The 13,040-nt window shown below is 65.1% G+C and carries 12 protein-coding genes and 3 pseudogenes; 3 read left to right on the top strand and 12 right to left on the bottom strand.

Going from position 1 to position 13,040, the window contains the following annotated elements; all coding sequences use genetic code 11:
• Nucleotides 1-14 precede the first annotated feature (14 nt).
• The 5 genes and pseudogenes from KIK09_RS57425 to KIK09_RS05850 all read right to left on the bottom strand — a co-directional run bounded on the left by KIK09_RS57425 (nucleotide 15) and on the right by KIK09_RS05850 (nucleotide 4,208).
• Nucleotides 15-618: pseudogene (locus tag KIK09_RS57425) on the bottom strand (recombinase family protein).
• Nucleotides 619-992: 374 nt separating this feature from the next.
• The gene (locus KIK09_RS05865; protein WP_214317568.1) at nucleotides 993-1,367 is read right to left on the bottom strand and encodes a DUF6193 family natural product biosynthesis protein; all 375 of its coding nucleotides are present in this window, start codon (nucleotides 1,365-1,367) and stop codon (nucleotides 993-995) included.
• Nucleotides 1,368-1,544: 177 nt separating this feature from the next.
• Nucleotides 1,545-1,979 (bottom strand): annotated as a pseudogene (locus KIK09_RS05860) (transposase); the annotation flags it as partial.
• 419 nt (nucleotides 1,980-2,398) lie between these two features.
• Nucleotides 2,399-3,667: an IS630 family transposase gene (locus KIK09_RS05855; protein WP_250572523.1), complete on the bottom strand. Its 1,269-nt coding sequence runs from the start codon at nucleotides 3,665-3,667 to the stop codon at nucleotides 2,399-2,401.
• Nucleotides 3,668-3,707: 40 nt separating this feature from the next.
• Nucleotides 3,708-4,208, bottom strand: a complete 501-nt coding sequence (locus KIK09_RS05850; protein WP_214317567.1) for a sigma factor-like helix-turn-helix DNA-binding protein — start codon at nucleotides 4,206-4,208, stop codon at nucleotides 3,708-3,710.
• A 513-nt stretch (nucleotides 4,209-4,721) separates the two neighbouring features.
• On the opposite strand from KIK09_RS05850, the gene KIK09_RS05845 reads away from it, so the two are divergent.
• Nucleotides 4,722-4,859 (top strand): hypothetical protein, encoded by a 138-nt coding sequence (locus tag KIK09_RS05845; RefSeq protein ID WP_214317566.1) that lies wholly within the window; start codon nucleotides 4,722-4,724, stop codon nucleotides 4,857-4,859.
• 87 nt (nucleotides 4,860-4,946) lie between these two features.
• Here the strand turns inward: KIK09_RS05845 and KIK09_RS05840 are convergent, their stop codons facing one another.
• The 3 genes from KIK09_RS05840 to KIK09_RS05830 form a co-directional block, all read right to left on the bottom strand.
• Nucleotides 4,947-5,411 (bottom strand): hypothetical protein, encoded by a 465-nt coding sequence (locus KIK09_RS05840; protein WP_214317565.1) that lies wholly within the window; start codon nucleotides 5,409-5,411, stop codon nucleotides 4,947-4,949.
• Between the two features lie 200 nt (nucleotides 5,412-5,611).
• Nucleotides 5,612-6,118 (bottom strand): hypothetical protein, encoded by a 507-nt coding sequence (locus tag KIK09_RS05835; RefSeq protein ID WP_214317564.1) that lies wholly within the window; start codon nucleotides 6,116-6,118, stop codon nucleotides 5,612-5,614.
• A gap of 62 nt (nucleotides 6,119-6,180) precedes the next feature.
• Nucleotides 6,181-6,678 carry a hypothetical protein gene (locus tag KIK09_RS05830; protein ID WP_214317563.1) on the bottom strand — a complete coding sequence of 166 codons (498 nt, stop codon included), beginning with the start codon at nucleotides 6,676-6,678 and terminating at the stop codon, nucleotides 6,181-6,183.
• 497 nt (nucleotides 6,679-7,175) lie between these two features.
• Between KIK09_RS05830 and KIK09_RS05825 the strand changes: the two genes are divergently transcribed.
• Nucleotides 7,176-7,655, top strand: a complete 480-nt coding sequence (locus KIK09_RS05825; RefSeq protein ID WP_214317562.1) for an integrase core domain-containing protein — start codon at nucleotides 7,176-7,178, stop codon at nucleotides 7,653-7,655.
• Here the strand turns inward: KIK09_RS05825 and KIK09_RS05820 are convergent.
• The 4 genes and pseudogenes from KIK09_RS05820 to pstS all read right to left on the bottom strand — a co-directional run.
• A pseudogene (locus tag KIK09_RS05820) lies at nucleotides 7,656-8,014 on the bottom strand (helix-turn-helix domain-containing protein); the annotation flags it as partial.
• Between the two features lie 70 nt (nucleotides 8,015-8,084).
• A complete protein-coding gene (locus KIK09_RS05815) occupies nucleotides 8,085-8,987 on the bottom strand; it encodes an alpha/beta fold hydrolase (RefSeq protein WP_214317561.1) in 903 nt (300 codons plus the stop codon).
• Nucleotides 8,984-9,592 carry a TetR/AcrR family transcriptional regulator gene (locus KIK09_RS05810; RefSeq protein ID WP_214317560.1) on the bottom strand — a complete coding sequence of 203 codons (609 nt, stop codon included), beginning with the start codon at nucleotides 9,590-9,592 and terminating at the stop codon, nucleotides 8,984-8,986. The genes KIK09_RS05815 and KIK09_RS05810 overlap by 4 nt, the downstream gene beginning before the upstream one ends.
• Nucleotides 9,593-9,840: 248 nt before the next feature.
• Nucleotides 9,841-10,896 carry a phosphate ABC transporter substrate-binding protein PstS gene (gene pstS / locus KIK09_RS05805; protein WP_214317559.1) on the bottom strand — a complete coding sequence of 352 codons (1,056 nt, stop codon included), beginning with the start codon at nucleotides 10,894-10,896 and terminating at the stop codon, nucleotides 9,841-9,843.
• A 518-nt stretch (nucleotides 10,897-11,414) separates the two neighbouring features.
• Between pstS and KIK09_RS05800 the strand changes: the two genes are divergently transcribed.
• On the top strand, nucleotides 11,415-12,071 hold the full coding sequence (locus KIK09_RS05800) for a class I SAM-dependent methyltransferase (RefSeq protein WP_214317558.1): 657 nt from the start codon (nucleotides 11,415-11,417) through the stop codon (nucleotides 12,069-12,071).
• The last annotated feature ends 969 nt before the right edge of the window (nucleotides 12,072-13,040 follow it).

Genomic DNA, 13,040 nt, shown 5'->3' with positions numbered 1-13,040 from the left:
CTCCGCCTCCTGGCTCATCCGGCCGCCTTGGCGGCTGTGAGGTAGCTGTGCAGCGACGTCTTGGGGATGCCGGTCCTGGAGGCGATGACGCCGAGGGAGTCGCCCTGGGCCTTCAGCAGCCGCGCATACTCGATCTTGTCTTCGGGGTGGGCGAGGGGCCGTCCGATCTGCCCATAGTTGGCCTCGGCGACGGCGCGGGCATGGGCGGCGCGCTCAGCGGTGAAGGTGCGTTCCATCTCAGCGAACAGTGCCAGCAGGAGGAACGCGATACGGGCCATGCCCTCGTCGGCGGTGTTGATCGGCAACGGGTCGGCCAGCGATCGTACCCCGATCTTCTTCTCCGACAGGTCGAGGACGAGGTTGAGGACCTCGCGCAGGATGCGGCCGATCCAGAGTGTGCACGACGACGGTGTCGCCGGGTCGGGCGTAGGCGAGCAGCCGGTTGAGGCCGTCGCGGTCGATGGTGGTGCCGGTCTTCTTGTCGACGTAGATCCGATCGTCTGGAATCCCGGCGGCGGCCAGGGCGTCGAATTGCCGTTCCAGGGACTGCTTGGTGGTCGACACGTGGGCGTATCCGAGTTCGAGTCCGCCGTGGGGGTGATCGCTGCCGGATCCCATCCTCGGACCATAGCGGAATTCGTCTCCGTACGGGGCTTCTGGAACGTCTCTTGCGGAACGACTTCCGGAACGAATCGTGTCCGCCGGTGTCCGAATTCACCGGGCCCGGCGAGATCGCGCCTCAACCGTTCCACTTCCATGGAAGTGGAACGGCCCATTGGGCGCCGGTCAGTTCGTTCACGTCCCGCCAGCAGGACTGCGGGGACCCAAGATCGTCGACAAGCGTCACTGTTCGTGCATAGGAGTACGTACGAAGCCGTTGGGTCGTGCACACGATTACGGACTGCGCAAATGTCCGTACTCCCCTGCGTGCGACACTATTTCCCCAGGTCGCGCGTGCACGCGACTTCGGAAACTGACAACGGCTGTCGATTTCAGGAGTCCTCTGCAGCGATGTCAGAAGACATCTGCAAGAACTCGGCAGGGATGCGGTCTACGGCGATGGAGATCGCTTCGGTGGGGGTGGGGACCTGGGTCAGAGCCGGGCCGTTCCCCCATTCCCTGATGGTGTAGCCACCGTCTCCTCGGGGGGAGTCGACCGAGACGAAGCTCGGAGAGAACGGGTAGTCGGGTGTGGCAGAGAAGCTCAGTGCCCAGTGGCTGGTGAAGGGGTAAAGGCTGCGTAGCTTCGGTTGGTCGTAGGCGGCCTCGATGAGCGCCTGGTACTGGGGCCAGTCTGCGTCGCGGGCGTCCTTGAGCAGCCACTGCCATTCCGACGCGATGACGTCGGTGGGGTTATTGTCGGGCACCTCGAAACGCCCGGTTAGCCTCGATCTTTCGTGACGGTGATCGGGGTTCGTAGCGGCTCGGCTACCTATCGTTCTCGGTGATTGGTCAGCCGCCCACCCGACTGTCGCGTCGGGTGGGCGGGGTTCCACGGGCCCGAATGTCTCCATTCTCTGGTCGTCGGGATGGGGAAGCTGAGATCAGGGCGCGGGCAGGGTCTGTGGCCGGGTGATCGCGGTGGCGATCAATTCACCCCATCGCCAGCGGTGCGCCAGCCGAAGCCGGAGCCGTCGTCCGCCCGTGACCAGGCGCGCGGCGGCGGAGAAGATCCGTAGCCGCAGACGTTTGGGTTCCCACCGGCGGGCCGGCTGCGTGGGGTCGAAGGCGAGCATCTGGGCCCAGGCGATCAGTTCGCAGGCCAGGGCGATGAGTTCGAGCCAGATCTGGTTGGCGGCGAAGGAGTGCAGGGGCAGGTTGCGCAGGCCGGTGTCTTTGGCGGCGCGGATGCGGTCTTCGCAGCGGGCGCGGCGGCGGTGGCGCAGTTCCAGGTCGGCCAGCTGGCCTCGGCCGCCACCCGGGCGGGTGCCGGTGACAAAGCTGGTGAAGCGGTGGCCGTCGATGTCGGTGAAGCGCAGCGCTCAGATCCCGAGGCACGGAGAGAGATCTACGCCGCCTTCCTGGCCGCCGCGAGTGACGCCGGAAGCAGGCTGACGCAGGAAGCGCTGGACCGTCAGCGGATGGCCCAAGGCTTGGCCAACCAGCCCTACAGTGACCAGCTCACGGGACAGTTTGGGCCGGAAGCCCCAATGCGCATGGCTCGCCAGAAGGCCATTGTGCAGATCCTTGCGGGATCGACTGCAGTCCGTCAGGCGAGTACGGATCTGACCCAAGCGGTCCTTGCCTACGCCAGCCTCGATCCCACTCCTGACCCTAACGAATGGAATCAAGCCTTCATGGCAGCGCTGACAGCCCACACGAAGGCTCATGAGCGATTCGTGGATGTAGCAAACGCAGAGCTAACTAGCTTCCCACCACGCACCTCACCGAAGGTCGCCTAGTGTGATGCGCCTGAAATTCGTCGGCAATATTTAGCGAGGGATTCGAGGATCTCTTCGGCGGTCTTGGTCCACACGAACGGCTTGGGATCGGCGTTCCACTGAGCCAGCCAGGCGCGGATGTCCTTCTCCAGCGCCTGAACGCTTTTGTGGACCCCGCGGCGGATCAGCTGGTCAGTCAGATAGCCGAACCAGCGCTCGACCTGGTTGATCCAGGAAGAGCCGGTCGGGGTGAAGTGCATGTGGAAGCGGGGATGGCGAGCCAGCCAGGCCTTGATCGCCGGAGTTTTGTGGGTGCCGTAGTTGTCGCAGATCAGGTGGATGTCCAGCTCGGTCGGCACGCTCTTGTCGATGGTGGCCAGGAACTTTTTGAACTCGGCGAACAGGCTGGTGATGCCGTTGCGGAGGTAGTCGTGGGTGCGCCGTTCGGGCATGCCGGGCATCATCGGCAGTACCGGCTGGGAGCGGTCGAGGGCCTGGATCTGGGACTTCTCATCCACACACAGCACCACCGCGCGCTCGGGCGGGTTGTGGTAGAGCCCGACAACATCGACGACCTTCTCCACCAGCAGCGGATCGGTGGACAGTTTGAAGGTGTCGGTTCGGTGCGGTTTGAGTTCGAAGTCGCGCCAGATCCGCCCGATGGTCGACTTGGACAGGCCGCTGCGCTTGGCCATCGAGGCCCTCGTCCAGTGGGTGGCGCCCTTGGGCGTTTCCTCCAGTGTCGCCACGACGACCTGTTCGATCTGGTCCAGCGTGATGGAAGGAGGTCGGCCTGGCCGCTGCTCGTCGATCAGCCCATCCAGCCGAAACCGCAAGAACCGCGAGCGCCACTTGGACACCGTGTCGGGGTGCACCCGTAGTTCGGCAGCGATTTGCAGGTTGGCCTTGCCATCGGCGCAACCCAGCACGATCTTCGCGCGCATCGCCAGGACCTGCGCTGACTTCGCCCGCTGTGCCCATCGTTGTAGAGCCGCACGTTCGGAGTCACTCACCGTCAATTCGGCTTTCGGTCGCCCGGTCCGAGGACTGTCGAGCAGGGCATCGATCCCGCCACGCGCAAAGGCCGCCCGCCACCGGCGTACGGTTGTCACCGTCAGCCCGAGATCACGCGCCACCTGTGCGTTGCTGACCGCAGGCTCAGCGCAAGCCAACACAATCCGCGCCCTGCTACCCAGCCCAGACGGCTCCGCTGTCATGCCGACCAGCCGGGCGCGATCGATGTCTGTTAATTCGATCTCTACTGCAGACGGCCCACGGTTTCCCATTGTTTCAGGATAGATACTTATCCGCCTAATTTCAGGCGCATCACACTAGGTCCACGCCCTCGAAGTTGTATGTCACCTCGACCTCGCCGCCCACCAGCTGCTTGACTGGAGTGTCCAGGCCGAATAGCTTCGCCCGCCGCTCCTCGATCTGCAGAATCGTCTTGATCGCCATCAGGATCGGCCCGTCATCCTTGACGACCTCGCCGCGGTTCTCATCGACGTCCGCATACCCGTCGTCGTTGATGAACGGGCGGCCCATCCGCACGACCTTGCCCTGCGACACCGTGACGTGCTCGCGCTCCAGCACCGCGTACGCGGCCCTCAGCATCTCGTCCAGCCGCTCGGCTTGCTCGGCCCGATACTCGGCCACCTCCTGCGCCGGGATCTCCTTCAGCGCCTTGGAGTAGATCTGATGAGCACGCTGCCGGGTAACGCCGAGCTGCTCGCCAATCGCCTCGAACGTCTCCCCGCGCCGGCGCAGGTGTATCACCTCAGCGGCCTGGCGAGCGGCGTCCTCCTTCTGCGCTGGTGACCAACCCATGTCAAGCGCTCCTTACGTCAAGTGGCTCATGGGTTCAGCGTAGGTAACGGCTCGCGCCCCTGGGGAGGGGGTGGGCAGCTTGGCGATCATGCTTCACGACCGAAATGGCCGCTTTGCATAATTCTTCATATTTCGTGAATTTTATCCCGTGAATCATTTTGAATATTGCCAAACAAAGAGCGTCCGTCATTCGTCGTACTCACCAAGAATTCGTCATTCCCCCGGAGGTCCGCGATGTGGTTCTCGGTTCGTCTCGGCCCCGTCCGTGTGGGCGCCTCCAGCGGGGGGCGCGTGCTCGGGAGCGTGGGCGTCGGCCCTGTTCGTGCGGCAGGATCTACTCGGGCCTCCAGCGCCAGCGACAAGGACCTGGAGGGGCTGGGTCGGTTGCTGGGGCGGTGGGCCGATGCTGTGGCTACAGGCTGGGGTAAGCCACTGTGGGGTCATGGATTCACGGGAGTTATCGGGACGTTCTTCCGAGTCGTATTCGGCATCTTGTGCGTCGTATGGCGGGTCGTGAATACGATCCTCTATCTGGCGGTGACGTTGTCGGTGATGTTCTTGGCGATTCTGCCGGCGCTGATCGGGCTCGCGTTCGGCCTGGCGATCCTGTACGGCTTTGGCTATGCGATCTGGCACATGATCTTAGGCTGACCCTAGAAGTCCCGGGGGCCGGACGTCGGACACGGCCACCTCCTCGGCATGCGAAGGGCCCGCATAGTGGCAGGGCCTGCTGGGGGGCTACGAAGCGAGCAGGTCGAAGTGGAAGCCGATCAGAAGCAGCCCCAGGGATACCCACCTCGCCATCGAGGCGAATCTACGATGCTGGAGTGCGAAGCCGATCATGGTCGTGAACCCGCCTGCTGCGCCGCCGACCACTATCACGAGCCAGGAGCGCAGTTGGGAGTCAGTTCCCATTGACGCAGTGGCCGCGACGGTGAGCCACCCTGCGATTACCCCGGCGAAAAGCCCAGCGATGAAGGGTAGGGAGCCGTGGGCGGCCATGAGCCGTACTAGGCGATCGCCGTACCGGGAGAGCCGTTCCACCCCGACCAGGTCGATGATGACCACGGCACCTGACAGAAACGTAAGGATCTTGCCTGCGCGGCCCCACCAGATCATCGGCACGCCCCACAGGGTGCTGCCGAGCGTGGACTTGCCGTCCAGCCACATCTGCCACGCTTGGAGATAGCTGATGTCCCCCATGATCGAAGCGTAGAAGCGGCCGGCCCTCGGCATGCGGAAGGACCGCGCGGATGCGGCCCGTGTCGCGAGCTCGGAGCTCAGCCGCGGTTCGGCGCGGGCCGATCTGTGGTCCGGGGAAAGGGTCCGCTTCCGGCCCGGACATCGGACACGGCCACCCCCTCGGCATGCGGAAGGACCGCAGGTAGGCGGATCCGTTGTGGCTACGACGCGAGCAGGTCGAAGTGGAAGCCGATAATCAGGCCCGCTACCGACAGCCAGCGCAAGATGCGTTCGAACATCGGCCTTGCTAAGACCCAGGCGAATCCCACTATCGCCACCTTGCTGTACCCGGCAACGATCATGACGATGACGAAGAAGACGGCCAACGCCACCATCAGGTCGTGGAGTCGCCGGCTGTCCGATAAGACGCCCCACTCGATCAGCGTCGGAATCAAGTTGAACACGGGGATGGAGACAACGAACACTCCGACCGCTAGCACCCACAGCCATCTGGATATCACTGGATCTGAGTCGGCGGTCCTCGCGCCGAAGCGCCGCAGACGTTCCGGGCCGATGATGTCGAGGACGACCGTCAACCCGGACAAGAACGCCACGACCTTGCCCATGCGGCCAAGCGCCAGGATCGACCAGCCGTACAGCGTGTCCTGGCTCACCTGGACGTTGTCCAACCACATCTGCCAGGCCTGGATGAGACTGAGGTCCGCCATGACCGGAGCGTAGGCGTGGCCTCGGCCGCTGCCCAGCGCCCGGTGCATTCCCATGCGGGGAACTAGGAAGCGAGCAGGTCGAAGTGGAAGCCAATGGCGAGGGTCAAGAACGATAGGACCCGGACCGCAGTGGGGAACCACGGCATGCCCAGCAACCATGCCATCGCTCGAGGGCCGAAGCCAAGAATCAGCGGTACCACGATGAACCCGAACCCCAGGATCAGGCCGCCGCCTGGCACGGGCTTGTCGAACGGCACACCAATGATGCGCCAGACCGCAAATCCGGTGCCTGCAAGGACTCCGATGAACCCGTAGGCCATGATGTAGGCGATCATCGGCGTTTCTCCGGGCCGATCATCAAGATCGGAGATGAGATCGGCGAGCAGCGGTAATCGCTCAACACCCACGATTTCCAGCACCACGGCCAGCGCGCTCAGGAACGAGACGATTTTGCCCGCGCGGCCGATCCACACCATGGGGATCCCGAAAAGGCTGTACCCGAGCGTGGACTTCCCGTCCAGCCAGAGACCCCACGCATCGATGAGGCTGATATCCGCCATGATCGGAGCGTAGAAGCAGCCAGCGGGACCAGCCAAGCCGATCTCGGACCCGGTGCCCAACCGTGGTGTGGCGCCGGGCCCTCATGGTGACGGGGGGACAGGGAGCCAATGCCGGTCAGTGCCGATGCGTGCCGCGCCGTATCGCGTTCACGCGAGCAATCACCGAGCAACCATGCGCGCTTGACCATCGACACTCTGTGCTATTTGTCCCTCTCGGGACTGCTGCCTAGGGCCATGCCTTCGCCATGAGGCCCAAGTGGTCTACGCAGATCGAACGCGTACGAGCAGCCGCCGAGCAGCTTCGGCCATCGATTTCCGCCCGCGAGTGAGGGCTCCTTGCAGTTGGTCTCGAATGTGATGCGCAGCCTGCTTGACGTGCATGGATGTAGTTTTCGGCAGGCGCAGAGTTCCTGCGTGCTCAAGCTGCGGGGATCTTGGCGTGCGACTTCTTCCATTGCGACACCGTGTTGGTCCAACGCCTGTATTGCCTGGTCGTCATGGAGCTCAGGACCCGCCGGGTGCACGTCCTCGGCGTGACCAGGCATCCGACTGGGCTCTGGGTCGCGCAGCAGGCCAGGAACTTGATGATTGAGCTGGGGGACAGGGCGGGGAGGTTCAGGTTCCTCATCCGTGATCGGCACACGAAGTTCACCGCGTTGTTCGACGAAGTCTTCACGGCCGAGGGCATCGGTATCCTCAAGACGCCGCCTCGGGCTCCGCGGGCGAACGCGTTCGCCGAACGCTGGATCGGCGGCTTGCGCCGAGAACTCCTCGATCGGATCCTCATCGTCAACGCCCGCCACTTACGACGCGTGGTGGCCATCTACGAGACGCACTTCAATGAGCATCGCCCGCATCGCTCCCTGGGCCAGGCCGCCCCGCTACGAGCCCTTCCCGAGCCGGTCGAGGGCGATATCGAGGTCATACGACGTGACCATCTCGGTGGGTTGATCCACGAATACGCGCAGGTCGCATAGGGTAGCCGAGTTCTTGGCACCCACACGGTTGAGCCGCGCCGCGGTGAGGATGCAGTGCACGGTCGATGGCGCGATCCCGAGCCGCGCGGCGAGCTGAACGGGCCCTTCCCGCAACCGCATTCGCAAGCTCACGGACCGCTTCGACACAGCCTTGGACGTCTTGTTCGGCGACCACTTCGGCCGGGACGAGCGGTCATGCATGGGCGCCGGCCAGGTAGCGGTCGATCCACCGCTTCACGGTCGGCCATGACACCTGGAACCGAGCGGCGACCTCACCGACGGGCCAACCGTCCTCGACGACGAGGCGAGCCCATCTTCAAGCGGTGGCGTGGGGTCAGGGCTGCGTTTGGGTGGGGCATGGCGTCCAGTCGATAGGTCGAGGGGCCCGCCGATGGTGGCGGACCCCTCGGTGCGGTGATGCGGGTGCGATCAGTGGTTCCGCGCGCTCGGGCGCGTCGCAAGGGTGGTGATGAAGGTGGCGATCTCGTCGGGGTTCTCTTCGGCCATGAAGTGCCCGGATGCGGTCGGCTGGTAGGTCAGGTCCGGCGCCCAGGCCCGCCACAGCGATGCGGCGTCGAAGCCAAGCTGGGAGCCCCAGTCCTGCGAGATGACGCCAACCGGCATCGCGAGCTGCGCGCCACGCTCACGGTTGGCTCGATCCATCTCGATATCGATGCTCGCGGTGGCCCGGTAGTCGGCCACGATGGAGTCGATCGCGGCGACCGAGCTGTCGATGTAGTAGGCGCGCTCCTCATGGGTGAAAGTCGTGCCGCTGGGGTCCCATGCGTCCAGGAAGGAGCCGAAGAACTCCGGAGCGACTGCGCGGATCATCTTCTCGGGAAGCCCGATGGGCTGAGCCATCAGGTACAGGTGCCAGGCGACCTTGGCGTCGACTCCCTGCAGAACGGCCCACGTGTCGAGGGTGGGCAGGACGTCGAGGATCCCCAGGTAGTCCACGACGGCGGGGTGGTCCAAGCCTGCGCGGACGGCGACCAGTGCACCGCGGTCGTGCCCGACGAGCCCGAAGTGGTCCACGCCGAGGGCGGACGCGACCGTCACGATGTCCTGAGCCATCGTGCGCTTGGAGTACGTGGCGGGGTCACTCCCGTCCGGCTTGTCGCTGTCGCCGTATCCGCGCAGGTCAGGGACGATAACCGTGTGGTCGTCAGCGAGTTTCGCCGCGACGTGGCGCCACATGTAGTGGGTCTGCGGGAACCCATGCAGGAGGACCACGGCCGGCCCGCTCCCACCGACGGCGACGTTGAGGTTGACGCCGTTGGTGCCGGGGATGGCCTGGTAGTCGAAGCCGTTGATCGTCAGTCGGCTGGTCATGCGTTCTCCTTCGCGTCAGGCGCGGCGGTCTCATGGGCGGTGGGGGCCGGGTGGCCGGAGAAGATCCCGGCGGGCAGGGGGGCCCGCCCGGACGATGCCTTCAGGGCTGGGATGACGATGGTGTCAACGAGTGCGGACAGGTACTCCTCGTCGACTGCGAGGTCGTTGACCCGTCGCAGCAGGAGGGCGGCACCGACCACCTCCTCGAAGGCGAAAGGGTCCGCGCCGTCGGGCAACTCGCCGCGTGCGATCGCGGCGTCGATGACCTGTCGCGGCAACCGAGCTCCTGTCGGGCCGACGGCGTTCTCGATGGCCTCGCACAGGTCCGGGTCCTCCAGACCCGCCTGCAAGAGCAGCATCGCGGTCTGACTGTCCGCAGCGCGCATGGTCTGGTCCAGGCGCCGGCACAGGCTCAACACGTCCCCGCGCAGGGTGCCCGTGTCGATCGGCTCGCCGGCCTCGCGCTGTGCGGGCCCAGCCTTGATCGCAGCGATCACCATCTCCCGCTTGGACCCCCAACGTCGATACAGGCTCGCCTTGGATGTCTGGCACCGTCGGGCGACCTCCTCGAAGGACACCCCCTCGTACCCGGACTCCGCCAGCACCTCCAGTACGACAGCAGTGATCCGCTGATCCAGAGCCGCATCACGGGGACGGCCGCGCGCCGCCCCCTCACCAGTATTTCGATACGTCACGCCCCGTATCGTAATGCACAGGGCTGAACTCCATCAATTACGTCTCCGGTCAGTACAACTAGAGGGCGAACGTTGCCTGGCGCGGCACTAGACAAGACAGGGCATTGCGTCGCGCCGGGGCAGGCCAGGCACGGATAGCCGTCGAACCCGGGACAGCCTCAGCTCATGGCCTCGATCGAGGTGCGCACCTTGACGAGCAGGTCGGGTGGCAGCGGTGCATACCCGAGCGGGGTCAGATTCGTCTGGCCCGCATTGCTCGCGGCGTAGCGGAGAAAGCGCCGGACCAGCGGCGGCGAGCCCTTGGAACACGCGATCTCGTAGGTGACCAGGATGATCGGGTACGTGCCTGGCCGCGTGGTCGTGTAGTCCAGTTTCAATGCCAGGTCGCCGTTTCTGCCGACGATCTTGGCGCCGACGAGCGCCTTGCTTGCGCTGTCCGGCGTGATCGGGACGGACTCGCCTGTGGCGTTCTTCACCCTGGCGGTCCACAACTCGTGGCCGCTGGCGTAGCCGTACTCCACGTACCCAATCGCGCCCGCTGTCGTCCTTACCGCCTCGGTCATGGCGGCTGACCCCTCGACGCCCTGACCGCCGGAGATCGGCCACTTCGTCGAGGGCGGGTACGGCCAGCCGCCCGCAGCCTTGAGGTATTTGGTGAGGTTCTCGCTCGTGCCGGATTCGTCGGCGCGATGGATGGCCAGGATGTCCGCGCGGGGCAGGGAGGTTCGGGGGTTGTCGGCGGCGATCGCCCGGTCGTTCCACTTGGTGATCTTCCCGCTGAAGATGCCGGTGATGGTGGCGGGTGACAGCTTGAGGTCGGCTATCTCCAGGTTGTAGATCACCGCGATGGGGCCCACGACCATCGGCAGGTGGAGCGCGGGGCTGCCGCAACGCCTGTCGGCTTGTGCGTGCTGCTGCGACGTCATCACGACGTCGGAGCCGGCGAACGCGGTCATGCCCTGGATGAATTCACGCACGCCCGAGCCCGAGCCGACGGGCCGGTAGGTGATCACAGCATCAGGGGCGATCTCGCGGAAGAACGTACGCCACGCATTCATCGCGCCGAGCTGCGCCGACGAGCCCGAGGCGATGACCGCGGTGCTCGTCGGGGTTTCTCTCGGTGTCTTCGAGGCCGACTCTCGGTCGGCGCCGCACGCGGCCAAGGCGAGGGCCACCAGCATGGCGGCCCCAACGCTCCTGGTCGCATGTCGCACACCATCGACGCTATGTAGCGATGACGATGGGGTGGCACAACGTGCGGCAAAGCTGACAACAACGAACGGTCGGCGAGCGGTCAAGGCGGCGGGTCAGCGCCCGGGGTTCGGGTCGATCGGTTGTGGTATGGCGCGCCGATGTCGCCGCCCAGAACCGACGGCCGCAGCGGCCGCCTGGATGCGGCGGTCTTCTCTAAAACTCTGCTCGACGCCCTCGACCTGCTGGAGAGGCGGGACCATGCGGCGAAGCTTCCGGTTGCCGTCCGCCAGCTCGATGCAGGCCGCGACCTCCGTTCGCGCGCCGATGGCCAGCGGGGTGAAGGTGAGGTAGGCGGCGCCGACACCTGCAGCGCGTCACGCCCATGCCGTATGCGGTCGGCGGCGGCGACGGGACGATCAGGCTTCTACTCCAGCCCCGTGACCACCCTGCCCGTGTCGCGATCATCTCGGAGCCTGAGGCCCCCGCCGGAGGCAAAAGGGGTGAGCCTTTGGGTCAGGTGCCCTCGTAGGGTTCGTTCATGGATTGGCAGGGTTGGCACGATGACTACGACGTCCCAGGTTCACGGTTGGCGCGGCGGCTGCAAGTCGTCCAGGAGCGGATACGGCTGGCGCTAGACAGCTGCCCGTCCGGCCCTCTGCAACTCGTCAGTCTCTGCTCGGGCCAGGGCCGCGACGTACTGGAAATGCTGACCGATCACCCCCGTCGTGACGATGTTCGGGCGCGTCTGGTCGAGCTGGACTCGGGCAACACCGCCATCGCCGAGGATGCGATCAAAGCGGCGGGACTCGGACAGGTCGAAGTGGTCACAGCTGATGCCGCGCTCACTGACCACTACCGAGGTATGGTTCCTGCCGACATCGTGCTCGTCTGTGGGTTGTTCGGCAACATTACGGACGAGGACATCGAGCGCACGATCGACACTTGTGGCCAGTTGTGCAAGACCGGCGGCACGGTTATCTGGACTCGGCACCGCGCGGCTCCTGATCGAGTGCCGTGGATCTGTCGCTGGTTTGAGGAGCGCGGCTTCAATCGCGAGTGGCTGTCGGAGCCGGATGCCGGCTTCGGCGTCGGTGTGCACCGCTTCACGGGTCAGTCCCGCCCCCTGATCTCGGGACGGCGTATGTTCAGCTTCGTCGGCTACGACGTGCTTAGAACCGAGAACGTCGAGACCTGAGGAATTTCCTCAGGCGGTTGTGGCCATGTGCCCGTGTGGGCGACGGCGCGTCCCAGGCCGGCGGTGCGGCTTGGCGCGGCGGGTGCTGTGTGCGGCGGGCGGCCCTGAGTCCCGCCGCCGTTCGTCGCCTTGATCCTTATGAGATCAATTTCGGCCTCTGGACGTGGCTGCTGGTGCGAATCTGGCCTGAGTTGCGCACTGGCATACTGGCCGGATGTCCGACTTTGCGGAGTTCTTTGACCGCGGTCGCAAGGCGCTCCTCGCTGGCCGAACGAAGCACGAGCAACCTATGGCAGAGGGTGGATCCCGCTGGGGTGCTGCAGCCGTTCTCCGCCCTGAGCCAGGGGTGAGTCAGGAGCTTGCCGACCTGGCGCGGGAGGTGGGAGCTGCTGTTGGGCAAGGGCATTGGGTCCACGATCGCCATGCGTTGCACTTCACCCTTAGGTCCCTGGAGAACTACAGGAGCGCCATCCCAGCCGATGATCCGCTCCGGTTGCTCTATCGCGAGGCCCTCGAAGAGGCCGCCGAAGGATTGCCGTCGATCAACGTGACGGTGAGAGGAGTCAGTCCGCACGCTGGGGGAGTTCTTGTGTGCGGATATCCCGTTGATGACTCCATGGTCAGGTTGCAACAGCGCTTAGCTCTCGGGCTGGAACGCCGGGGCGTCCAAGACCTGGAGTTTCGTATGCGCGATCAGTTTGTGCGCAACCTGTGGTACGTCAGCCTCGTGCATTTCACGGGACCTGTAGCAGATCCCAAGCCCGTCGTAGCGTGGTGTGACGACCATGCGGACACAGTTTTCGGCCTCAGCGCTCCATTTGGTCGAGCTCATCCAAGCTGTTTACACCGGGGCTGGCGTTCGGCTGGAGAGTTTGGAGCGAGTTGCGTTCCGGGGTTTGCGTCATGAGTGAGAACTTCAGTCGAGGTCGGGACGGCGGCCGGTGAGCGCTATGCGGGCGGTGACGAAGC

The organism is Nonomuraea sediminis (assembly GCF_018531495.1).
GTDB lineage: Bacteria > Actinomycetota > Actinomycetes > Streptosporangiales > Streptosporangiaceae > Nonomuraea > Nonomuraea sediminis.
The sequence above is the reverse complement of the archived record's forward strand: the minus strand, read 5'-3'. Positions and strand labels throughout refer to the sequence as shown.